This window comes from Mesorhizobium sp. Cs1299R1N3, assembly GCF_037179625.1.
GTDB classification, from domain to species: domain Bacteria; phylum Pseudomonadota; class Alphaproteobacteria; order Rhizobiales; family Rhizobiaceae; genus Mesorhizobium; species Mesorhizobium salmacidum.
This window is the reverse complement of the sequence record NZ_JAPYKQ010000002.1, coordinates 115044-136870: the sequence shown is the minus strand read 5'-3', so window position 1 is coordinate 136870 and position 21827 is coordinate 115044. Positions and strand designations below refer to the sequence as shown.

Sequence of the window (21827 nt, the reverse complement as noted above, 5' to 3'; positions counted from 1 at the left end):
CGCCCTAACCCCGCCCCATCCTGTTCCACGCGTCGAGGCCGGCGATCTTGTAGGCTTCCGCAAGCGTCGGGTAGTTGAAGGTGTTGTTGACGAAGAAGTCGACCGTGCCGCCGAGGTTGATAACCGCCTGGCCGATGTGAATGAGTTCGGTGGCGCCCTCGCCGACGATGTGCGCGCCGAGCAGGCGTCGCGTCTCGATCGAGAACAACAGCTTCAGGAAGCCGGTGTCGACGCCCATGATATGGCCGCGCGACGTCTCGCGGAAGCGAGCGACACCAACCTCATAGGCGCCGCCGCTTTGGCGTACCTGTTCCTCGGACTGGCCGACCGTAGATATCTCCGGCACCGCATAGATGCCGTAGGGAAAGGTCTCCGGCGGCGCCGGCAGGGTCACGCCAAAGGCATGGCAGGCGGCCACCCTGCCCTGCTCCATCGAGGTGGAGGCGAGGCTCGGAAAGCCGATGACGTCGCCGGCGGCGTAGATATTGGCCACGTTGGTCTGGAAGGTCTGCGGATCGACCTTGATACGGCCCCTGGAGTCGGCTTCGATGCCGACCACGTCGAGGCCGAGGCTGCCGACATTGCCGGTGCGGCCGGCGGCGTAGAGCACGACCTCGGAGCGGATGGTTCGGCCATCGGCCAGTTCCACCTCGGCGGCTTCCGGCTTGGAGCGGATTTCCTTGACCGCGCTGCCCAGCCTTATCGTCATGCCGCGGTCGCGCATCTGGTGGATGAAATCGTCGACGATCTCCCGGTCGACGAAATCGAGGATGGAGTTGCGCGGCTCGACCAGCGTCACCGGTACGTCGAGCGCGGAAAAGATCGTGGCGTATTCGACGCCGATGACGCCGGCGCCGATCACCGTCAGCGTGCGCGGCAGCCGGTCGAGTTCAAGCATCTCGTCGCTGTCGAAGACACGGGTCTTGTCGAAGGGCACGTCGCGCGGCCGATGCGGCCTGGTGCCGACGGCGATCAGCGCGTTGGCGAAGCCGACTTCGCTGTAATCGCCATTGTCCGATGTCAGGCTGACCTTGTTCGGGCCGAGAAATTTCACCGCCGCGCGCGCACTTTTGACCGTGTTTCGCATGAACTGGTGTTGCAGCACCTCGACCTCGTGGTCGAGCGTCTTGTGCAGGCGCTCGATCAGGTCGCCGACCGAGATATCCTGCTTGACCCGATAGCCGCGTCCATAGAAGCCGCGCTCGCGCCAGCCCGAGAGATTGAGCACAGTTTCGCGCAGCGTTTTCGAGGGGATGGTGCCGGTGTGCACAGAGACGCCGCCAAGACGCCGGCCCCGGTCGACCACCAGCACCGATTTGCCGAGTTTGGCCGATTGCACCGCCGCGCGGCGGCCCGAGGGGCCGCTGCCGATGACCAGCATGTCGTAGTCCATATTACCCCGTCCCCTCGGCGTCTTGTTGCGCCGCAGCAAGCTAACGCCATCCACGCTGCAAATTCAACCGGTTCAGACCGTCAGACGTTCTACTCTGCCCCGATGCGCGCGGCGAAACGGCCCGATCTTGATTCCGCCATGAGCCTTCACCATTTCTGATGAGGTGGGCGCAGGCTAAGCAGGCCCCTGTTACGAGGAAATGACATGAACGCTCGCGTTCTCGACGGCGAAATCATCGATACCCGGCTTGACGATGTCAGGGCTTATGAAGGCGTGCGCACAAGGCGCATCCTGGCCTTCGTGCTCGACTATATCATCGTCGCCCTGCTCACCATTCCGTTCGCCATCCTGGTGTTCTTCCTCGGGCTTTTGACCCTCGGTCTTGGCTGGATGCTGTTTGGCGTCCTGGTGCCGGCAGTCGCCATCCTCTACATCTGGAACACACTTGGCAGCGCCGACCAGGCCACTACGGGCATGAAGATGATGGGCATCCGCCTCGACCGTCTCGACGGCAGGCCGATCGACGGCCTCACGGCGGTTGTCCATTCCGTGCTGTTCTGGGCCGGCAACGTCATCCTGTCGCCGCTGGTCCTGCTGGTGACCCTGTTCTCCGACCGCAAGCGCACGCTGCACGATCTTTTGCTCGGCACGGTCGTCAGCCGCACTGGCCGCTAAAACCGACCCTCAAGAGAAACCGCAGCCCCTTGAGCGCAAATGTGAAGGTGTTCAGTCAACCGCACCTTCACTATCCTATTGAATTTTTCGCCGCCGGAGCCAAAGGTAGAGCGATTCGAAGGAGTGTTTCCAAGGCTCGATGACGCAGCATCCGACCCAGTCGCCGCAGTTCTTCCTGACCGCGCCGTCGCCGTGCCCCTACCTTGACGGCCAGTTCGAGCGCAAGGTGTTCACGCATCTGGTCGGCGACAAGGCCTCGGAGATGAACGACCTGCTCACGCAAGGCGGCTTCCGGCGCTCGCAGAACATCGCCTACAGGCCAGCCTGCGAGACCTGCCGCGCCTGTGTATCCGTGCGTATCCTGGCCCAGGAGTTTACCGCCAGCCGCAACATGAAGCGCGTGCTGCAGCACAATTCCGACCTCGTCGGCGCCATGCACAATGCCGAGCCCTCGACCGAACAATATTCGCTGTTTCGCGGCTATCTCGATGCCCGCCACCGCCGCGGCGGCATGTCCGACATGACGGTGCTCGACTACGCCATGATGGTCGAGGATACCCACGTCGATACCAAGGTGATCGAATACCGGCGGCGCGGACCCGATACTTTCATCACCGGCAAGGGCCAGGGTGAACTCATCGCGGTGGCGCTCACCGACAAGATGGCCGACGGCCTGTCGATGGTCTATTCCTATTTCAATCCCGATTTCGAAAGTCGGTCGCTCGGCACATTCATGATCCTCGACCACATCGCCCGTGCCAAGGCGATGGGACTGCCCCATGTCTACCTTGGCTACTGGGTCAACGGTTCGCGCAAGATGAATTATAAGATGCGCTTCATGCCGCAGGAGCATCTCGGCCCAAAAGGTTGGGAGCGCTACACCAACGAAGCGGTCTGACGCTGAGTTTTCCCACGATCCACGCTTAACTGTTTCAAGGCAGGGGATGCTGGTCTTTCAGCCGCTCGGATGGAGAGAGTGCGCGATTGCGCCGGTCGGCCACCGCCTGCAATTCAATTGCGAAAGTTCCTGCATGTCCTCTCACCATGATCACCAGAAGGGCCTTCTGATAACCGCCATCGGCGGACTGATACTGACTGTCGACATACCGTTGATCCGCCTTGCGGATGGCGGCGCGTGGACGATCCTTTTGCTGCGGACCGGAACCACCTTCATCGCCGCGATGATCATCTGGTCGGTCTGGCGCGCGCTGAGCCGGAATGTCCCGCCGCTCATCCCCGGCTGGTCCGGGCTGATCGTGGCGATATGCTATGGGCTGACCTCGATCACCTTCGTTACCGCGGTCTTTCATACCTCGACCGCCGATCTGGTGTTCATCCTGGCCTTCAACACCGTGTTCGCCGCACTGCTGTCCTGGATATTCCTGAAGGAAAGACCGCGGGCGGTGACGATCGTGGCGATGCTGGTCATGATCCTCGGCGTGCTGGTCATCGTTGGCGGTTCGGTCGGCACCGGCAAGCTGTTCGGCGACTTCATGGCGCTCTGCTCGGCTTTCTTCATCGCGGTCGCCATCACCATCTCGCGCGCCAGCGGCAAGGATATGGGATTCACCTCGCTCATAGGCGTCCTTCTGCCGCTTGGACTGGCCACCTTCATGGTGACAGGCGAAGGCTTCCACGTGAACGCGCCATGGTGGATCATCTTCAACGGCGCCGTCATCATGCCGATCTCGTTCTTCTGCCTCGCCGCAGGGCCGAAATACATTTCGGGACCGGAAGTGGCGATGTTCTACCTGCTCGAAACGGTGCTGGCGCCGATCTGGGTGTGGATGATCTTCGCCGAGACGCCGACGCGCAACAGCCTGATCGGTGGCGGCATCCTGATCGTCACGCTGGTCGCGCATTCGCTCTGGCAGCTGCATGATGGGCGCAGGCGCCAGGGCACGCTTGCATCAAGTCACTCCGTTTAGAAGCCCTCGGCACAGAGGTACTGGATTTGGAATCCTGGCCGCCGTTAGCGCATTAGTAACAGCTCGCCTTAAGGATGGTTGCTCCTATGATATCGGGTGAGCCGTGAAATCAAACATGCGCGTTGGGATCACTCGAGAGGCGACTATTTCGACCGTGGTCGTCCTGCTGCTAATCTTGGCAGCATTTGGGGCTGCACGAGGCTTCGACCCCAGTGCAGCGACACTATTTTCCAGTTGGTTCGTCCGGAAAGTAGACCTCGGGCAGTGCGGCTTGCCTTTTGCTCGCAATATAATTGGAGCGACTTTGTTCATAGCAATGGCCGGAGTAATCCATCTCGGCGTGCTGGTGAAATGTTGGATGATCGCACGACCATGGGAAGGCAAATATGCCAAGGGCACCTTCTGGTGGTGCCTTTTTTTTGCATTCTCTTACTTTTTGATGGTCTTTATTGACCGTCAAGAAGGGGGATGGTTGTCCAGGGGATTTCGCGTCCCGAAAGGACCAGACTTAACCGAGGCGTGTCAACTCAGCCACTTCTGGAATGGCGCGGAATCGATTTTCTTGCCGGGCTTCAAGTTCATGCTGCTGGCAGCCTTCTTGACGTGGGCCACACTCATATGGGCGCTTGTGTTTCCAAAAGTGATGACACAAGCCCGGCCCAAGCAGTAATCAGGCCTTGGCCCTTTTTTCTGCTGTAATCTCGATCTGTGGCGGCCCGCGTTCGAGTTCGGCTACGGGCTCCGCAGCGGTGTCATCTGCCAGTTCCACCTCGCGCAGCCACTCGCGCCAGATCGCGACCAGCAGCGCCATCAGCACCGGGCCGATGAACAGGCCGAGAAAACCCATCGTCTTGACGCCGCCGATCAAGCCGAAAAAGGTTGGCAGGAAGGGCAGTTTTATCGGTCCGCCCACGAGCTTGGGGCGCAATGTCTTGTCGACGATGAACAGCTCGACCGTTCCCCATATGAACAGCGCTAGGCCGGCCATCGGCGAGCCGCTGGCGGCGAGGTAGATCGAGACCAACGTGAAGGACAATGGCGCACCGCCGGGGATGAGCGCCATCACGCCTGTCAGCGCGCCCAGCGTCACAGGCGACGGCACGCCGGCCAGCCAGTAGGCGACGCCCAGCACCAGACCCTCGCCGATGGCAATCACGGTCATGCCGGTTACGGTCGAGGAAATGGTCGCCGGCACGACGCGCGAGATCCGCTCCCAGCGGGTCGGCAGGATGCGTTCGCCGAGGCGGTCGATCTGGCCGGCGAAATTCTCGCCATCGCGATAGGCGAAAAACAGGGCGATCATCATGAACAGCAGCGTCAGAAAGAGGCTGAAAGCGCTGCCTCCGGCGGCGAGCGCGCCGCGGTAGATGCTGCCGATATTGGCGCCGCTGACCAGCTGGATCAGTTCGCCGATGCCGCCGGGATGGCCGAGATTGGTCGTCCACTGCTCGTTCAGCCACTCACCCACCACAGGCAGGGTGGCGATCCAGTGCGGCGTCACCGCACCGTGCCGATTGGTCTCGATCGCCCAGCCGACCCACTCGCGCACCTCGTTGATGGCATAGGTGCCGGCAAGCGCGATCGGTATCACCAGGAAGGCGAGGATGAACAGGATGGCAAATGTGGCGGCGATGGTGCGGTTGCCGCCGACGCCGACCAGCAGGCGACGGTAGAGCGGCCAGCTGGCGAAGGCGATGACGAGCGCGGCCAGCACCGGGAACAGGAAACCATGGAAGAAATAGACACCGGCGGCAACGATCAACACCAGCAGCCAGCGCGCCGCCGACAGCGGCGGTATGACGGCCGACCGAAGCGGTGTGGACAGCCCGAAGAGGCGCTGCTGCCGTTCCGGTTTCTGGATCTTTGCTTCCTTCAAATGCCCTGTTCTCCCCGACCCGTCCGGTCAGTTATGCACTGATATAGTGCAGCAATCGTGACGATAGTCCAAATGGTGATGGTGGCGCTGTGTTCCCTTCTCCCCCTGTGGGAGAAGGTGTCGCCGAAGGCGACGGATGAGGGGTGTTCCCGCGGAGCGAGGCGTTGGTGTTCCCTGGAACACCCCTCATTCGACCTCGCGTTGCGAGGCCACCTTCTCCCACAAGGGGAGAAGGAAGAAGCGCCCCGTTACCCGAACTTGCCAGTCCTCGGGAAACCCTTCGGCACCATACGCCCTGCCGATGCCCTCGCGCCGATCCACTCGGCCAGTTCTTCGCGCGACCGCGTGAAGGTGCGGTCGGCCGAATCCTGCCAGGAAAGACCGGTCTCCAGCGTGAATGGCTTGAGGTCGAGAAGGCCGCCGTCCTTGTATTTCTGCAGCCGCACGCCCTTACCGCGACCCATCTCCGGAATTTCCGAGAGCGCGAACACTAGCATCTTGCGGTTCTCGCCGACGATGGCCAGATGATCGCCAGTGACCGGCACGCAGCGCTTGGCTTCGTCCGGGGCCTTGACGTTCATCACCTGTTTGCCCTTGCGGGTGTTGGCGACCACCTCTTCCTCCGCAACGATGAAGCCGTTGGCGTCGAAAGAGGCGAGCAGCAGCTTGCGCTTGGGATCGTGGACGAAGGCGGTGACGATGTCCTGGTCATTGTCCATGTCGACGATGATGCGGATCGGCTCGCCATGGCCGCGGCCGCCGGGCAGCCGGTCGGCGCCGATCGTGTAGAATTTGCCGCCGGTGGTGAAGACCAGCACCTTGTCTGTCGTCTGGGCATGGAAGGCGAGCTTGAGACTGTCACCCTCCTTGAAGGTCAGCGTCGAAAGATCGGCCAGATGGCCCTTCATTGCCCGCAGCCAGCCTTTTTCCGAAACCACGACGGTGACCGGCTCGCGCTCGATCATGGCATGCGCGATGTCGGTCAGGTCGTGCTCGGGCGCATCGGCGAACTGGGTACGGCGCTTGCCGATCTCGGTCTCCGGGCCGAACTTGTCGCGAACCTGAGTGACTTCCCACTTGATCGTCGACCACTGCTTTGCATCGGACGCCAGCAGCGCCTCGATCTGCTTCTTCTCTGCGGTCAGGCCATCGAATTCCTTGCGGATCTCGAATTCCTCCAGCTTACGCAAAGCGCGCAGCCGCATGTTGAGGATCGCTTCGGCTTGGGTGTCGGTGAGCGCCCAGCGGGCCATCATGACCTGCTTTGGCTCATCCTCCTCGCGGATGATCTTGATCACCTCGTCGATGTTGAGATAGGCGATCAAGTAGCCGGCGAGGATTTCCAGCCGCCTCTCGATCTCGCCGAGGCGATGTTTCGAGCGACGGATGAGGACGTCGCGGCGGTGATCCAGCCATTCCTGCAGCACGCCTTTCAACGACCGCACGTTGGGCACCTTGCCGCGCGACAGCACATTCATGTTGAGCGGGAAACGGCTCTCGAGCTCGGTGAGCTTGAACAGCGATTCCATCAGGATGCCGGGGTCGACGGAACGGCTCTTGGGCACCAGAACGACGCGGATGTCCTCGGCACTTTCGTCCCTGATATCCTCGAGCAGCGGCAGCTTGCGGGCCATCAACAGCTCGGCGATCTTCTCGATCAGCCGCGCCTTCTGCACGCCATAGGGGATTTCGGTGACGACGATGCTCCAGGTGCCTCTGCCCTGGTCCTCCTGGTTCCATTTCGATCGTACACGAAAGCCGCCGCGGCCGGTCTCATAGGCTTCGAGAATGGAGGCGCGGCTGTCGACGATGATGCCGCCGGTCGGGAAATCCGGGCCCTGGACGAAATCCATCAGCTTCGCCACCGGCGCGTCGCGATGCTCGATCAGGTGCAGCGCGGCGTCGCAAAGCTCGGCCGCGTTGTGCGGCGGGATCGACGTCGCCATGCCGACCGCGATGCCGGACGAGCCGTTGGCCAGCAGATTCGGGAAGGCGCCGGGGAGCACGACCGGCTCCTCGTCCTCTTCATTGTAGGTCGGCCGATAGTCGACGGCATCCTCGGTGATGCCGGCAAGCAATTCGGTCGCCACGTCGGTCATGCGCGCTTCGGTGTAGCGCATGGCGGCGGCGTTATCGCCGTCGATGTTGCCGAAATTGCCCTGGCCGTCGACCAGGGGGTAGCGCATCGAAAAATCCTGCGCCAGCCGTACCAGCGCATCATAGATCGACTGGTCGCCATGCGGGTGGAACTTGCCCATCACCTCGCCGACGATACGGGCGCATTTGGCAAAACCCTGGTCGGGATTGAGGCGCAGCAGTCGCATGGCGTGCATGATACGGCGATGGACCGGCTTCAGTCCGTCGCGAACGTCGGGCAGCGCCCGGTGCATGATGGTCGACAACGCATAGGCGAGATAACGCTCTTCCAGCGCCTTCTTCAGATCGACCGGTTCAATATGATCGCCGCCGCCATTGTCAGGCGGCAAAAGCCTTTTTCCCATGGGCTGGGACTAGCCGAGCGGGTGATTCGCGGCAAGAGGCGCGCACCGGACCGGTCGATTTGCGCACGTTTCTGCAACAGGAGACCGCAAGGTCGAGCTTGCCGGCCAACATCAATCTGTTACATGCCGCATCTATTGCGAAGCACGCTGGCGGCCCGACCTTCATGCCAAATTCACTGCATTGTCCAATAGCGTTCGGATCGGGTTTGCCTTTCACCGCGATTTTCGACCATTGTGCCGGGACACGCCTTTTTCCCGTCCAGTTCGTCACGGAATGGTGATGGCGCAAAGAATTGAAAAATAATTTCAGGACACTCTCAGGGACCTTGCGATGACAATCAACCGCTCAACTCTCCGGAAATTCGCTCTTTCGACCTTCTTGCTCACACTGCCGCTGAATGCTGCCCTTGCCCAGGACGCCGCGGTCGCGGACCGGCTGAAGGCTGCGCTCTCCGCACAGGGCGTCGACATCTCCTGGACCGGCGTGACCGGCGACAACACCAGCATGGTGCTGCAGGGCGTGTCGGTGAAACCGGCCGCGGAAAAGGAAGCGCTGACGATCGGCGACGTCAAGCTCGAGAACATCACCGAAGCCAATGGCGGCTATGATATCGGCACCGTGTCGACCTCGGCCTTCGAACACAGCAAGGACGGCGTCACCCTCGATCTCAGCCCCTTCATCATCCACGACATGACAGTGCCGGCCGACGGCTCCACCAGCCCGCTTGGCTCGCTGATGATGTATAAATCCGCTGAACTGTCGAACATGACGGTCAAGGTCGCCGACAAGACCGCATTCTCGATGGACGGCCTTGCCATCGAGATCACGCCGCCCGCCGACGGCAAGGCGATGGAATTCACCGCCAATACGGAGAAGTTCACGGCCGATCTCTCGCTGGTCGACGATCCCAAATCCAAGGAGGTCCTCAACGCGCTCGGCTACCAGAACATCTCGGGCAATCTCGAAATGGCTGGCACCTGGCAGCCATCTGACGGCAAGATGGAACTGTCGAAATACGACATCTCCGTCGAGAATGCCGGCACGCTCGGCATGACCTTCGACCTCGGCGGCTACACGGTCGACTTCATCAAGTCGCTGCAGGAAATGCAGAAGAAGATGGCCGCACAGCCGGAAGGCGCCGACAATTCGGCGCAAGGCATGGCCATGCTCGGCCTGTTGCAGCAGCTTTCGTTCAACAGCGCCTCGATCCGCTTCGACGACGATTCGCTGACCGGCAAGGTGCTGGACTATGTCGGCAAGCAGCAGGGCATGTCGGCCAAGGACATCGCGAACCAGGCCAAGGCGATCGTGCCGTTCGGCATGGCGCAGCTCAACAATCCGGAACTCACGGCTCAGGTGACCGCCGCGGTCAGCAAATATCTCGACGATCCGAAGAGCCTCGAAATCTCGGCCGAGCCGCCGGCATCGGTGCCGTTCGCGCTGATCATGGCGGGCGCCATGTCGAACCCGCTGGACCTGCCGAAGACGCTCGGCGTCAGCGTCAAGGCGAACGAGGACTGATCGAAACGGCCTCAGGACACGAAAAAACCGGCAGCGATGCCGGTTTTTTTTGTTGCCGAATCGGAAGAACCGGTTCGAGCAAGTTCCTGAAGTGAAGCCCGAAGCTTCCGGTCAGGCGTCCTTCTTGGTTGGCGCGACGCGCAGCGCCAAATCGCGAAGCTGCTGCGGGCTCGCTTCCGAGGGCGCGTTCATCAACAAATCATAGGCCTGCTGGTTCATCGGGAACATGGTGATTTCGCGCAGGTTCTTGGCGCCGACCAGAAGCATGACGACGCGGTCGACACCGGCGGCCATGCCGCCATGCGGAGGCGCGCCATACTGGAAGGCGCGATAGAGGCCGCCAAAGCGCTCCTCGACCGTGGCGCGGTCCAGCCCGACCGTCTCGAATGCCTTGACCATGGTTTCGGGCAAATGGTTGCGGATGCCGCCGCTGGCGATCTCGAAACCGTTGCAGACCATGTCGTACTGGAAGGCCTTGATGCCGAGCAGGTCCTCGCCGTTCAGCGCATCGATGCCGCCCTGCGGCATTGAGAACGGGTTGTGGGCGAAGTCGATCTTCTTCTCCTCCTCGTTCCATTCGAAGAACGGGAAGTCGACGATCCAGCACAGTTCGAAGCGCTCGCGGTCGACAAGGTTCAGCTCCTCGCCAGCGCGCGTGCGCGCGGCGCCCGCAAAGGAGACGAACTTCTTCGGGTCGCCGGCGACGAAGAACGCGGCATCACCGTCGGCAAGGCCGAGCTGCAAGCGGATCGCCTCGGTGCGTTCCTCGCCGATGTTCTTGGCAAGCGGGCCGGCGCCTTCGAGCTTGTCGCCCTCCTTGCGCCAGAAGATGTAGCCCAGCCCCGGCTGGCCCTCGCCTTGCGCCCAGCTGTTCATGCGATCGCAAAAGGCGCGGCTGCCGCCGGTTTTTGCCGGAATGCCCCACACCTCGGCCTTCGGGTCGTTGGCCAGGATGTTGGCGAACACCTTGAAGCCGGACTCGCGAAAATGGTCGGAGACGGCCTGCATTTCGATCGGGTTGCGCAGGTCCGGCTTGTCGGAACCGTATTTGCGCATGGCGACATCGTAAGGGATGCGCTGGAATTTCTGCGTCACCGGCTTGCCGTTGGCAAAGGTCTCGAAGACACCGCGCATCACCGGTTCCATGGTCGACAGCACATCGTCCTGCTCGACGAAACTCATTTCGACGTCGAGCTGGTAGAATTCGCCAGGCAGACGGTCGGCGCGCGGGTCTTCGTCGCGGAAGCACGGCGCGATCTGGAAATAACGTTCGAAGCCGGACACCATGATAAGCTGCTTGTACTGCTGCGGAGCCTGCGGCAGCGCGTAGAAGGTGCCAGGATGGATGCGCGACGGCACCAGGAAGTCGCGCGCGCCTTCCGGCGACGAGGCGGTAAGGATCGGCGTCGAGAATTCGGTGAAGCCGACCTCGCCCATGCGCTTGCGCATCTCGGCGATGATTTTCGTGCGCGCCACGATGTTCCGGTGCAGCGTCTCACGGCGCAGGTCGAGGAAGCGGTATTTCAGCCTGATGTCCTCGGGGTAGTCCGGTTCGCCGAATACCGGCAGCGGCAATTCCTTGGCCGCCGACAGCACCTCGATCTCGCGGGCGAAAATCTCGATCTCACCGGTCGGCAGGTTGGCGTTCGTGGTCTCCGGCAGGCGTGCCTTGACCTCGCCGTCGACGCGGATCACCCATTCGCCGCGCAAGGTCTCGGCGATCTTGAAGGCAGGCGAATCCGGATCGGCGACGATCTGGGTCAGGCCGTAATGGTCGCGCAGATCGATGAACAGCAGGCCGCCATGGTCGCGCACGCGATGCACCCAGCCCGACAGGCGAACGGAATTGCCGACGTCGCTCTTTCGCAACTGGGCACAGGTATGGCTGCGGTAACGGTGCATGGTCATGGATTAAAGTCCGGGATTGTGGGTTGCGGGCCAAAGCATCGCAGCTCGGCCCAAAATTTGCGCGAAAAGCGCATGAGAGGCATGGTTTGTCAAGGCAAACGGATGGAGCGGCGGTCTCTCAGTTTGGAACTTCGGGTTGCAATCCATAGCCGGTCATGTGGCGGAACCGTAAACCGCCTCTCGCGTTGGCGCATGATGGAGTGAGAGGAGGCAAACATGTTTTCCTGGAAGGGCACTTGGCGCAATCAATACGGTTCGGTTGTAGTTATCGAAGACGATAGCGATGGTTTGATCCGCGGTGTCTTCAAGACAGCATTGCCCGACAGTAGCTTTTCCGGGATGGAAGTGCCTCTCCACGGGGCCGCTCATGGAGATGTGATTGGCTTTACTTCCGCGGCGCTAGGAAAAACGGGCCCGGCGGCGGTCAGCTACACCGGCATTTTTCGGGACGGCAAGATCGAGATGTTGTGGCACACAGTGGCTGGAATGGCACTTTCAGCCGATGCCGAGGGTGAGCCCGCAAAGCTGACCCAGGTTGGAACATGGCGCGCCTTCGGGACCAGCCTAGACACTTTTGAGCGCGTCGATTGAATACTCCGACCGCCGGCGAGTTCGTGCTGATCAACGCGGCCCTGATGCTGTTCTATTCCTTCGGCGCCATTGGCGGCCCGTTCGCGGCCTCGACAGCGATGCAGTATTTCGGGCCAAGCGCGCTGCTTGTCTTCAGCGCCGTGGTCTAAGCGGTCTTCACCGCCGTCATCCTTTCCGGCGTGCCGGCCGGCACGCGCAGCCGCTTCACCGCGGTGTTGCGCACCTCGACCATTTTTGCGCGGCGGCGAGGAGAAATAGTGATCCAGACAGTCCGGAAGGGCCGTGACGGTGGCGCCACAGCTTGACGAAAGCCTTCCCGGCTGAAATCTAGGAAGACCCTACTCCTGCCAAAAGCGATTTGATGCACGTCATCACCACCCAGAAAGAACTCGAGACCGTTCTCGCCGCTTTCGAAAAGTCGGATTTCGTCACCGTCGACACCGAATTCATCCGCGAAACGACCTTCTGGCCCATCCTGTGCCTGATCCAGATGGCCGCGCCCGGCGTGACGGCGCTGATCGATCCGCTGTCACCTGATATCGACCTCGCTCCCTTCTTCAGGTTGATGGCCAACGAGGCGGTAGTCAAAGTCTTCCACGCCGCCCGGCAAGACATCGAAATCATCGTCCATCTCGGCGATCTCGTTCCGCACCCGGTGTTCGACACACAGGTGGCGGCGATGGTCTGCGGCTTCGGCGACAGTGTTTCCTACGACCAGCTCGTGCAGCGCATCACCGGCGCACGGCTCGACAAGTCGTCGCGCTTCACCGACTGGCGCCACCGCCCGCTGTCCGACAAGCAGCTCGACTACGCGCTGGCCGACGTTACCCATTTGATCGAGGTCTATCAGCACCTCAACGCCGAGCTGGCGCGCGAAAACCGCGCCCACTGGCTGAATGAGGAAATGGATGTCCTGACCTCGCGCGAGACCTACGATCCGCATCCCGAGGACGCCTGGAAGCGGCTGAAGATGCGGCTTCGCAAACCGCAGGAGCTGGCGATCGTGCAGACCGTGGCGGCATGGCGCGAACGCGAGGCGCGCGAGCGCGACGTGCCGCGCGGCCGCGTGCTCAAGGACGACGCGATCTACGAGATCGCGCAGCAAGGGCCGCGCGATGCGGCAGCCCTTGCCAAGCTACGCACCACGCCCAAGGGCTGGGAACGCTCCTCGACGGCGACGGCACTGCTCGGCGCGGTCAACACCGCGCTCGCCCTGCCCAAGGAGCAGATGCCGAAACTGCCGAAAAGCTTCCAGCCGCCCGAGGGCTCGAATGCGGCCGCGGAGCTCTTGAAAGTGCTGCTCAGGATCATCGCCGAAAAACAGGGCGTCGCCTCGAAGGTGCTCGCCTCCAGCGACGATATCGATCGCATCGCCGCCGAAGGCGAGGATGCCGATGTGCCGGCGCTGCAAGGCTGGCGGCGCGCCGTGTTCGGCGAACAGGCGCTGAAACTTGTGCGCGGCGAGATCGGCATCAAGTTCGACAATCGAAAAATAGCAGTGTTCGACCTGTAGGTTCAGTCTCTCTTCTTCCGTCGCGGGAGAAGAGAGCTGACGCCAATTCTGCTCAAATCACCCCGAGCAGGTGAAGAGCGAGCCAGATCCAGCCCAACAGGACAATAACCGCTCCAAGGAAGAAAGAGCGGCTGCGCCAACGCAGATCGTTGCTGGTCAGGTGAACCCCGGCGTGGAAGTAGCGGGTCACCACGAAAGCCCACATCAGCGCCAGTGTCAGATAGTTGACGCCATTGGTGACATGCAGCGCCAGGCACAGCACGTAGAAAAGCACCGGCAGTTCGAACTGATTGCTGAGATTGCCGGCAACGGTCGCGCAGGAGGCCGGTTCTGTCGAGCGGGCCTTGTACTGGCTCGCCTTCGCCTCGCCCGACTTGACGGCAACATATCGGCGCCGGCCCAGTACGCAATAGACGATATAGATCAGCAGCACGTGGGCGAGCACCGGCCAGAAGATCGCGGTCTGGTTCATGCAGTCGCCCCTGCCCTGTTCGGCTTCAATTCTGACGTCTTTGGCCGGCCAACCAGAAAGCGGCAATGACGATGACCGGGACGGCGAGAAGCACGAATTTGGTGACGATGAGCGCCGAGGCGAAAGACAGCGAGTCCGGGTTGGCGTAGAGGAAATCGGACAGAAGCCGCGCCACGGCGATATTCTGGGCGTAGTCGGCAAGCGTGTAGGGCAGCACCAGGACCAGCGCGAAGATCGCCTGCATCTGAGCCGGCAACACGCGGAAATTCTTCAGCCGCCGGCCAGTCGCCAGGATCAGGCTGACCAGCGTCAGCGACAGCAGCGCCGGAAACAAAAGATCGAAGGTCAGGTAATGCCAGACCAGGATGATCTCGCTGCCGCGCCGGCCAAGCGCCGTCAGCCAGGCCATGCCTTCGTCGGGCGTGAATCCGAAATAGCGCATGTCGAGCGAGACCAAGCCCCCGCTCAACTGGCGGAAATAGAAGAACTCCATGCCCGTCATGGCGATGAAAACCGCCGCCGAGAGAAAGCAGAGCGCACCGACATGGCGCGACAGGCGCAGCACCATGGCGGTCAAGTTGCGCCAAAGCCCGGAAGAATCAGGCTCCGCCGGGATAGTTGGGGCTTTCGCGGGTAATCGTGACGTCATGGGCGTGGCTTTCACGAAGTCCAGCGTTGGATATGCGCACAAAAGTGGCGCGGTCGCGGAAATCGGCAAGGTCGCGGCCACCAACATAACCCATAGCGGCTTTCAGCCCGCCCGCAAGCTGGTGCAACACGCCAGACACAGGTCCTTTGTAGGGAACCTGCCCTTCAATGCCTTCCGGCACCAATTTCAGCGTGTCGCGCACCTCGGCCTGGAAGTAGCGATCGGCGGAGCCCCGCGCCATGGCGCCGACCGAGCCCATGCCGCGATAGGCCTTGAAGGAGCGGCCCTGGTGCAGATAGACCTCGCCCGGGCTTTCGTCGGTCCCGGCAAGCAGCGAGCCGATCATGGCGGCACTGGCGCCGGCGGCGAGTGCCTTGGCGAGATCGCCGGAATATTTGATGCCGCCGTCGGCGATCACCGAGGCGCCCGATTTATGCGCTGCCTCGACCGCCGACATGATGGCCGAAAGCTGGGGAACGCCGACCCCGGCCACGATGCGGGTGGTGCAGATGGAGCCCGGACCGATGCCGACCTTGACGGCGTCGGCGCCGGCGTCGATCAGCGCCCGCGTGCCTTCCGCGGTGGCGACATTGCCGGCCAGGATGCGCACGGAATTGGAAAGCTTCTTCGCCCGCGTCACCGCGTCCAGCACCCGCTGTGAGTGGCCATGCGCGGTGTCGATCACCAAAAGGTCTACGCCGGCCTCGATAAGACGCTCGGCGCGTTCGAAGCCGTCATCGCCGACGCTGGTGGCGGCGGCGGCACGCAGGCGCCCCTGCGCATCCTTGGTGGCATGCGGGTTGAGCTGCGACTTCTCGATGTCCTTGACGGTGATCAGCCCGACGCAATTGCCCGTTTTGTCGACCACCACCAGCTTCTCGATGCGGTGCTGGTGCAGAAGCCGCTTGGCCTCGTCCTGGTCGACATTCTCCTTGACCGTGATCAGGTTCTCACGGGTCATCAATTCGTAGACCTTTTGCGCCGGATCGGAAGCGAAGCGCACGTCACGGTTGGTCAGGATGCCGACGAGCCGGCCGGTCTTGTGGCCGCCGGCGCCGCCATTCTCGACCACCGGAATGCCCGAAATCGAGTAGGTGCGCATCAGCGACAAGGCGTCGGCGAGCGTGGCGTCGGGACCGATCGTGACCGGGTTGACCACCATGCCGGATTCGAATTTCTTGACCTGCCGCACCTGCTCGGCCTGTTCGGCGGGCGAGAAATTGCGATGGATGACGCCGATGCCGCCGGCCTGCGCCATGGCGATGGCAAGCCTTGCCTCGGTGACCGTGTCCATCGCCGCCGACAGGATCGGCACGTTGAGGTCGATGTCGCCGGCGATGCGGGTGCGGATGTCGGTCTGGCCGGGCATCACCTCGGAATGACCGGGCTGCAAGAGCACGTCGTCAAAGGTCAGCGCCAGTGCGCCGGTGGAGGTTTCGATGATTTTTGCCATGGCCAGCCCTTTGAATGCAGAAAAAGCGCTGGACCGGAATGGACAGCGCCGACTCATTATTCCCTTTCAGGATTGGCGGTGGCTGGTAACACGTCGCGGCGGCGTTGAAAAGCCGATCGTTGCCTGCCCAACAGGATCACTCGAGCCCAGGCGACGCGACCCCTGGTTGCGATCGCACAAAAGTGACAGCAATTTAACACGACATCGATGTCCGGCCATGATAACCGCCCTGCGTGCCGGCGAGGTCGGCAACATCTGGAATCAAACCCGGACGCGTTCGTTGAACCGCACCATCCCGCTTATCCTTGCGGTCGCTCTCTTCATGGAAAACATGGATTCGACCGTCATCGCAACGTCGCTCCCGGCGATCGCCATCGACATTCATACCAGCCCGATCGCACTCAAACTGGCGCTGACGGCCTATCTGGTGTCGCTGGCGATCTTCATTCCGATCAGCGGCTGGATGGCCGATCGCTTCGGCGCCAAGAACATCTTTCGTGCCGCGATCGCGGTGTTCATTGCCGGTTCGATCGCCTGTGCCCTCTCCGGTTCCCTGCCGGCCTTCGTGGTGTCTCGCTTCCTGCAAGGCATCGGCGGCGCCATGATGACCCCGGTCGGACGCCTGGTTCTGGTTCGCGCCACGCCCAAAAGTGATCTGGTCGCCGCCATGTCCTGGCTGACCGTTCCCGCACTGGTCGGGCCGCTGGTGGGCCCGCCGATCGGCGGCTTCATCACCACCTACTTCACCTGGCACTGGATTTTCCTGATCAACGTGCCGATCGGCCTGATCGGCATCTGGCTGGCCACCCGCTTCCTGCCGGAAACTGAATCGATGGAGACGCCGCCGCTCGATTTCGTCGGCTTCGTGCTGAGCGGGCTGGCCGCATCCGGCGTCGTCTTCGGCCTGTCGGTGGTCAGCCTGCCTTATCTGCCGCCGGCGACCGGCTTCATCACGATCGCCGTGGGGCTGCTGTCGGGCGCGCTCTACCTGATACATGCGCGCCGCGCCAGGAATCCGCTGCTCGCGCTTGAGTTGTTCCGCAACCAGGTGTTCCGCTCGTCGGTGCTCGGCGGCAGCCTGTTCCGCATCGGCATCGGCGCAGTGCCGTTCCTATTGCCGCTGATGTTCCAGATCGGCTTCGGGCTGACCCCGTTCCAGTCCGGCATGATCACCTTCGTCTCGGCGATCGGCGCCATCGGCATGAAATTCGTCACCGCGCTGATCTTCCGCGTTGTCGGCTTCCGCCGCGTGCTGATCCTGGGCTCGCTTGTCGCCGCAGCATCGATCGCCATCTATGGTCTCTTCACTCCAGAGACGCCCTATGCGCTGATGCTGGCCATATTGCTGGTCGGCGGCTTCATCCGCTCGATGTTCTTCACCGGTGTCAACGCACTCTCCTATGCCGAGGTGTCGGCCGAGGATACCAGCAAGGCGACGCCGATCACGGCGGTGTTCCAGCAGCTCTCGATCGCGCTCGGCGTGGCGCTCGCCGGCGGCGTTCTGGAAGTCTCGACCTCCATCCATGGCGGCCCGCTGACGCTGGGCGACTTCCATATCGCCTTCTTCATCGTGGCGGCGGTATCGGCGGCGGCATCGCTGTCGTTCATGCGGCTGGCACCCGATGCCGGCAATGCCGTCTCCGGCCATGGCCGGCTGACAACGCCCAAGACACTGGAACAGGTGAGATCGCCGGGAGAGTGAGGCTCTCTCCCTTCTCTCCTTCTTGTGGCAGAAGGGGAGGCGTTACTCCCTGCTCGGCTCTCGCCCCTTGAAGTCCTTGGCCAACAGATAAAGCTCCACCGACTCATCGCGCGATGCCGGTGGCTTGACGTGGTGGACGGAGCGGAAATTCTTCTTGAGCATGGAGAGCAGCTCGTTCTCGGCGCCGCCCTGAAAAGTCTTGGCCAGGAAATGGCCGCCGGGCTTCAAGACCGACAGCGCGAAATCGGCCGCCACCTCGCACAGATGCATGGTGCGGATATGGTCGGTCCGTTTGTGGCCGGTGGTCGGTGCGGCCATGTCGGACAGCACGACATCCGGATCCCCGCCCAGCGCTTCGGAGAGCTTTTGCGGAGCCTGCGGATCGAGAAAATCCAGGAGCAGCACCGGCGCGCCAGGCACGGCGTCCATTTCGAGATAATCGATGCCGACGACATGCGGATGCTCGGCCGTCGATTTCGTGCGCGCGGCCGCGACCTGACACCAGCCGCCGGGGGCGGCACCGAGGTCGATCACCTTCATGCCGGGTTTCAAGAGGTGGTGCTTGTCATCGATCTCGATCAACTTGTAGGCCGCGCGCGAGCGATAACCGTCGGCTTTGGAGCGCTGGACATAGGGATCGTTGATGTGGCGCTGCAGCCAGCGGCGCGACGATTCCTTCAAGCCGCTTTTCTTCTTGATCCGCGTTTTCAGCACGCGAATGCTGGCGGACCCTGGTTTTTCCGGTTTCTTGGTCATTGCCTGATTTCTTGTTTGAGCATGATCATGCCCTAGCACGCCCATCGTTGCGCCAGACGCCGTCATCGGCCATCAGTTCGCTCAATATGCCCTCGCGCAGGCCCCGGTCGGCGACGCGCAGCCGCTCCGAGGGCCAGACGGCGCGGATTGCCTCGAGGATAGCACAGCCGGCGAGCACGAGATCGGCGCGGTCAGCACCGATGCAGGGGTTGGCGCAGCGCTGCTGGAAATCCCAGCCGACCAGTCTCTCCACCATGCGGTCGACGCTGTCGCGGTCCATCCACAGGCCGTCGACCCGGCGGCGGTCGTAGCGTTCGAGGTCGAGATGGACGCCGGCCAGCGTCGTCACCGTGCCCGAAGTGCCCAACAGATGGAAATTCGGGCTGGCCTTGAGATGGCTCAACCGATCGCGGCCGTCGAAAGCGGCCAGCCGGCCGGCGACGTCGTCGACCATGGCGGTGAAGATCTCGCGCGTCACGGTGCGGCCGCCAAAGCGTTCCGCCAACGAGACGACGCCCACCGGCAGCGAGGTCCACGAAACGATATGATTGGCGAGGCGTGGCGAGCGGCGGCCGGTGAGATCGATCAGCGCTATCTCGGAGGAGCCGCCGCCGATGTCGAACAGGACGACGCCTTGCGTGTCGCGCTCGACCAGCGAACCGCAGCCGGAAACAGCAAGACGGGCTTCGGTCTGGCGGTCGATGATCTCGAGCTTCAGGCCAGCTTCGCGTTCGACACGATCGAGGAACTCGATGCCGTTTTCGGCGGTGCGGCAGGCTTCGGTGGCGATCAGCCTTGCCTTCCTGATCTTGCGGCCGCGCAGTTTGTCACCGCAGATCTTCAGCGCCTCAACCGCGCGGTCCATCGCCGGCTGGCCGAGCCGGCCATTGGCGGTGAGCCCCTCGCCCAGCCTGACGATGCGCGAGAAGGCATCGATGACGCGGAACTGGCCGTGACGCGTGGGTACGGCGACCAGCAGCCGGCAATTGTTGGTGCCGAGGTCCAGCGCCGCAAAGACCGGAAGCTCGTGTACCGGCGGCCTGCGGTGTCCTTGCTCGGGGCGTGGTATTGGAACGACGGGTGAGATCGCCGCAGCGGCAACAGGCTTCAGCTCCACTGCCGCGACAGCGGCCTTGCCTTGTGCCGGCGATCGATTGTCCCCGGGGCGCGCATCGTCGCGCGCAAAAACCTTGCGCCCACGCCTTCGCTTGCGCCGTTTCTTGGGTTTGCCCTTCTGGTTGTGGGTCGCGTCGCCTGCCTGCCCATTTACGGAGCGCGGCTCCGTCGGGCGGCGTTGCTGCCAACCGGCTGTCCCCGGGCCTGACGATCCCGGGGAAGCGCTGGACGCGCCCACCTCCGGCGCGCCTGCGCCGGTGTCGCGGTCTTCCACTGTCGTTCCTTCCGGCGCCGCGCGAACCGGTGACGGACGCAGCAGGCGCTTTGGCATGTTTCAAGTTGCCGCCAGACTAACAGCGCTGTGGCCGATCACCAAGAGCCGCATGCTGAATTTTGCCGGCTGGGGCGCGAACCGCCTTTTTCGCGGCACCGCCGTAATGTACCCGCAAGGCTGGATTGATAACGCGACGCCAGCGGAGACGGCGCCCGTCGAAGCCGATGCCCTCGCCGCTTGTCAGCGTTTTGCGCCTCGTCCAGTGCAGGCAGGTCTTGCCGGCATCAGGCGCGACAAGTGTTCGCGGTTGAATAGCCGGCTTCAATGAGGCATTTCTGAAATGAATGGGGAATGCGGGGCGGTTGGCCTCTCGACAGAAAAGGAAGCGGATCCACAACGCATGGCAGTCTGGCAATGAACTGGAAACGCTATTTCTGGCCGGTCGTCGGCATCGGCGCGGTGATCTTCTCGCTGCTGCTGCTCTGGCATGAATTGCGCGGCATCTCGCTGGATGACGTCTGGGACGGGCTGGCGGCCATTCCGGCTCGCGACTGGATATTGGCGGGCTTGAGTTCGGTCGTCGCCTATGCCGCGCTCGCCGGCTACGATCACATCGCGCTGCTGCATATCGGCAGACGGGTGTCGTGGCTGTTCGTCACGCTCTGCTCCTTCACCACCTATGCGCTGTCGCACAATATCGGCGGCTCGGTGTTTTCCGGCGCCGTCATCCGCTACCGCGCATACGGCACCAGGGGCCTGACCGGCCAGGAAGTCGGCGTATTGGTGGCGGTCTGCTGGATAACCTTCGTGCTGTCGACGATACTCGCCTCGGGCCTTGTGCTGGTGTTCGAGCCGCAGATTATCGACAGATTCTCCGGCATCGCCCATCACGGCCTGTCGGAGGCCGCAGGCATCGCGATGCTAATCCTCATCGCAGCCTATATATTCGGCAGTTGGCTGCATCTGCGCCCGTTGACGATCGGCAGCTTCCAATTGCACTATCCGGCGCTGCCGATCGTCGCACGGCAATTGCTGATCGGCCCGATCGAACTGCTCGCCGCCGCGGCGATCATCTTCTTCGCCCTGCCCGGAGTGCACAATCCAGGCTATTTCGTCGTGCTGGGCGTCTTCCTCGTCTCCTTCTCGGTCGCCCAGATCTCGCACGCGCCGGGTGGCCTCGGCGTGTTCGAGGTGGTGTTCCTGGCCGGGCTTTCCGACATGGACCCGGTCGGCGTGCTGGCGGCGCTGCTGGTGTTCCGGCTGTTTTATCTGATCATCCCGCTGTTTCTGGGCCTGGGCATCGTGCTGTTCTTCGAACGCTCGCAATTCAGCCGCAAGGAGAGCTGAGCCCCGGAGTTCGCATGCCACTGGAAAAGGTGGCGTTTGAAACCGGTGATAAAAGCTGGCGATTGAACCGCAGAGCAGGCTTGACTATTTTCCGCTGGCGGCTACAAGGCAGCGCTCAAGCGGCTCAGCCGTTCGGCCCGCGCGGTCCATG

The 21827-nt window shown here is 62.5% G+C and carries 19 protein-coding genes and 1 pseudogene; 11 read left to right on the top strand and 9 right to left on the bottom strand.

The genetic code is table 11. The features are described 5' to 3' along the window. Nucleotides 1–4: 4 nt before the first annotated feature. Nucleotides 5–1393 (bottom strand): Si-specific NAD(P)(+) transhydrogenase, encoded by a 1389-nt coding sequence (sthA, locus tag O7B34_RS05940; protein ID WP_337145288.1) that lies wholly within the window; start codon nucleotides 1391–1393, stop codon nucleotides 5–7. A 204-nt stretch (nucleotides 1394–1597) separates the two neighbouring features. On the opposite strand from sthA, the gene O7B34_RS05935 reads away from it, so the two are divergent. The 4 genes from O7B34_RS05935 (at nucleotide 1598) to O7B34_RS05920 (ending at nucleotide 4666) form a co-directional block, all read left to right on the top strand. Continuing rightward, nucleotides 1598–2068: an RDD family protein gene (locus O7B34_RS05935; protein WP_337145287.1), complete on the top strand. Its 471-nt coding sequence runs from the start codon at nucleotides 1598–1600 to the stop codon at nucleotides 2066–2068. A gap of 139 nt (nucleotides 2069–2207) precedes the next feature. Next, nucleotides 2208–2966, top strand: a complete 759-nt coding sequence (locus tag O7B34_RS05930; protein WP_015318275.1) for an arginyltransferase — start codon at nucleotides 2208–2210, stop codon at nucleotides 2964–2966. 133 nt (nucleotides 2967–3099) lie between these two features. Continuing rightward, the gene (locus O7B34_RS05925; RefSeq protein ID WP_337145286.1) at nucleotides 3100–3996 is read left to right on the top strand and encodes a DMT family transporter; all 897 of its coding nucleotides are present in this window, start codon (nucleotides 3100–3102) and stop codon (nucleotides 3994–3996) included. Between the two features lie 103 nt (nucleotides 3997–4099). Beyond that, nucleotides 4100–4666, top strand: a complete 567-nt coding sequence (locus O7B34_RS05920) for a hypothetical protein (protein WP_337145285.1) — start codon at nucleotides 4100–4102, stop codon at nucleotides 4664–4666. Here the strand turns inward: O7B34_RS05920 and O7B34_RS05915 are convergent, their stop codons facing one another. Together O7B34_RS05915 and parC are read right to left on the bottom strand one after the other, a co-directional pair. Next, nucleotides 4667–5872: an AI-2E family transporter gene (locus O7B34_RS05915; RefSeq protein WP_337145284.1), complete on the bottom strand. Its 1206-nt coding sequence runs from the start codon at nucleotides 5870–5872 to the stop codon at nucleotides 4667–4669. It lies immediately after the preceding gene. Nucleotides 5873–6120: 248 nt separating this feature from the next. Further along, nucleotides 6121–8373 carry a DNA topoisomerase IV subunit A gene (parC, locus tag O7B34_RS05910; RefSeq protein WP_337145283.1) on the bottom strand — a complete coding sequence of 751 codons (2253 nt, stop codon included), beginning with the start codon at nucleotides 8371–8373 and terminating at the stop codon, nucleotides 6121–6123. Between the two features lie 331 nt (nucleotides 8374–8704). Here parC and O7B34_RS05905 point away from each other — a divergent pair, with 331 nt between their 5' ends. Next, nucleotides 8705–9895, top strand: a complete 1191-nt coding sequence (locus O7B34_RS05905; RefSeq protein WP_337145282.1) for a hypothetical protein — start codon at nucleotides 8705–8707, stop codon at nucleotides 9893–9895. A 111-nt stretch (nucleotides 9896–10006) separates the two neighbouring features. On the opposite strand, the gene aspS is transcribed toward O7B34_RS05905, so the two are convergent. Then, nucleotides 10007–11797: an aspartate--tRNA ligase gene (gene aspS / locus O7B34_RS05900; protein WP_337145628.1), complete on the bottom strand. Its 1791-nt coding sequence runs from the start codon at nucleotides 11795–11797 to the stop codon at nucleotides 10007–10009. A gap of 222 nt (nucleotides 11798–12019) precedes the next feature. Here aspS and O7B34_RS05895 point away from each other — a divergent pair, with 222 nt between their 5' ends. The 3 genes and pseudogenes from O7B34_RS05895 (at nucleotide 12020) to rnd (ending at nucleotide 13907) form a co-directional block, all read left to right on the top strand. After that, nucleotides 12020–12394, top strand: coding sequence for an avidin/streptavidin family protein (locus O7B34_RS05895; protein WP_337140761.1), 375 nt, complete (start codon nucleotides 12020–12022; stop codon nucleotides 12392–12394). Nucleotides 12395–12408: 14 nt separating this feature from the next. Next, nucleotides 12409–12680, top strand: a pseudogene (locus O7B34_RS05890) (MFS transporter); the annotation flags it as partial. 75 nt (nucleotides 12681–12755) lie between these two features. Beyond that, nucleotides 12756–13907: a ribonuclease D gene (gene rnd / locus O7B34_RS05885; protein WP_027143088.1), complete on the top strand. Its 1152-nt coding sequence runs from the start codon at nucleotides 12756–12758 to the stop codon at nucleotides 13905–13907. 52 nt (nucleotides 13908–13959) lie between these two features. Here rnd and O7B34_RS05880 read toward each other — a convergent pair whose 3' ends face one another. From O7B34_RS05880 to guaB, 3 genes are read right to left on the bottom strand one after another with little or no spacing between them, the layout of a single operon-like run. Then, nucleotides 13960–14379: an MAPEG family protein gene (locus O7B34_RS05880; protein ID WP_337145281.1), complete on the bottom strand. Its 420-nt coding sequence runs from the start codon at nucleotides 14377–14379 to the stop codon at nucleotides 13960–13962. Between the two features lie 25 nt (nucleotides 14380–14404). Next, nucleotides 14405–14947: a hypothetical protein gene (locus O7B34_RS05875; RefSeq protein ID WP_337145627.1), complete on the bottom strand. Its 543-nt coding sequence runs from the start codon at nucleotides 14945–14947 to the stop codon at nucleotides 14405–14407. A 31-nt stretch (nucleotides 14948–14978) separates the two neighbouring features. Next, entirely contained in the window at nucleotides 14979–16481 is a 1503-nt protein-coding gene (gene guaB, locus O7B34_RS05870; protein WP_140507237.1) for an IMP dehydrogenase, read from the bottom strand. Between the two features lie 280 nt (nucleotides 16482–16761). Here guaB and O7B34_RS05865 point away from each other — a divergent pair, with 280 nt between their 5' ends. After that, nucleotides 16762–18183 (top strand): MFS transporter, encoded by a 1422-nt coding sequence (locus O7B34_RS05865; protein ID WP_337145626.1) that lies wholly within the window; start codon nucleotides 16762–16764, stop codon nucleotides 18181–18183. A 42-nt stretch (nucleotides 18184–18225) separates the two neighbouring features. On the opposite strand, the gene O7B34_RS05860 is transcribed toward O7B34_RS05865, so the two are convergent. Further along, nucleotides 18226–18939 (bottom strand): RlmE family RNA methyltransferase, encoded by a 714-nt coding sequence (locus tag O7B34_RS05860; RefSeq protein ID WP_337107507.1) that lies wholly within the window; start codon nucleotides 18937–18939, stop codon nucleotides 18226–18228. A gap of 25 nt (nucleotides 18940–18964) precedes the next feature. Next, nucleotides 18965–20329 (bottom strand): Ppx/GppA phosphatase family protein, encoded by a 1365-nt coding sequence (locus tag O7B34_RS05855; protein WP_337145625.1) that lies wholly within the window; start codon nucleotides 20327–20329, stop codon nucleotides 18965–18967. A 55-nt stretch (nucleotides 20330–20384) separates the two neighbouring features. On the opposite strand from O7B34_RS05855, the gene O7B34_RS05850 reads away from it, so the two are divergent. Together O7B34_RS05850 and O7B34_RS05845 are read left to right on the top strand one after the other, a co-directional pair. After that, nucleotides 20385–20657: a hypothetical protein gene (locus O7B34_RS05850; RefSeq protein WP_337145280.1), complete on the top strand. Its 273-nt coding sequence runs from the start codon at nucleotides 20385–20387 to the stop codon at nucleotides 20655–20657. Nucleotides 20658–20743: 86 nt separating this feature from the next. Continuing rightward, the gene (locus O7B34_RS05845) at nucleotides 20744–21676 is read left to right on the top strand and encodes a lysylphosphatidylglycerol synthase domain-containing protein (protein ID WP_337107505.1); all 933 of its coding nucleotides are present in this window, start codon (nucleotides 20744–20746) and stop codon (nucleotides 21674–21676) included. Nucleotides 21677–21827: the final 151 nt, after the last annotated feature.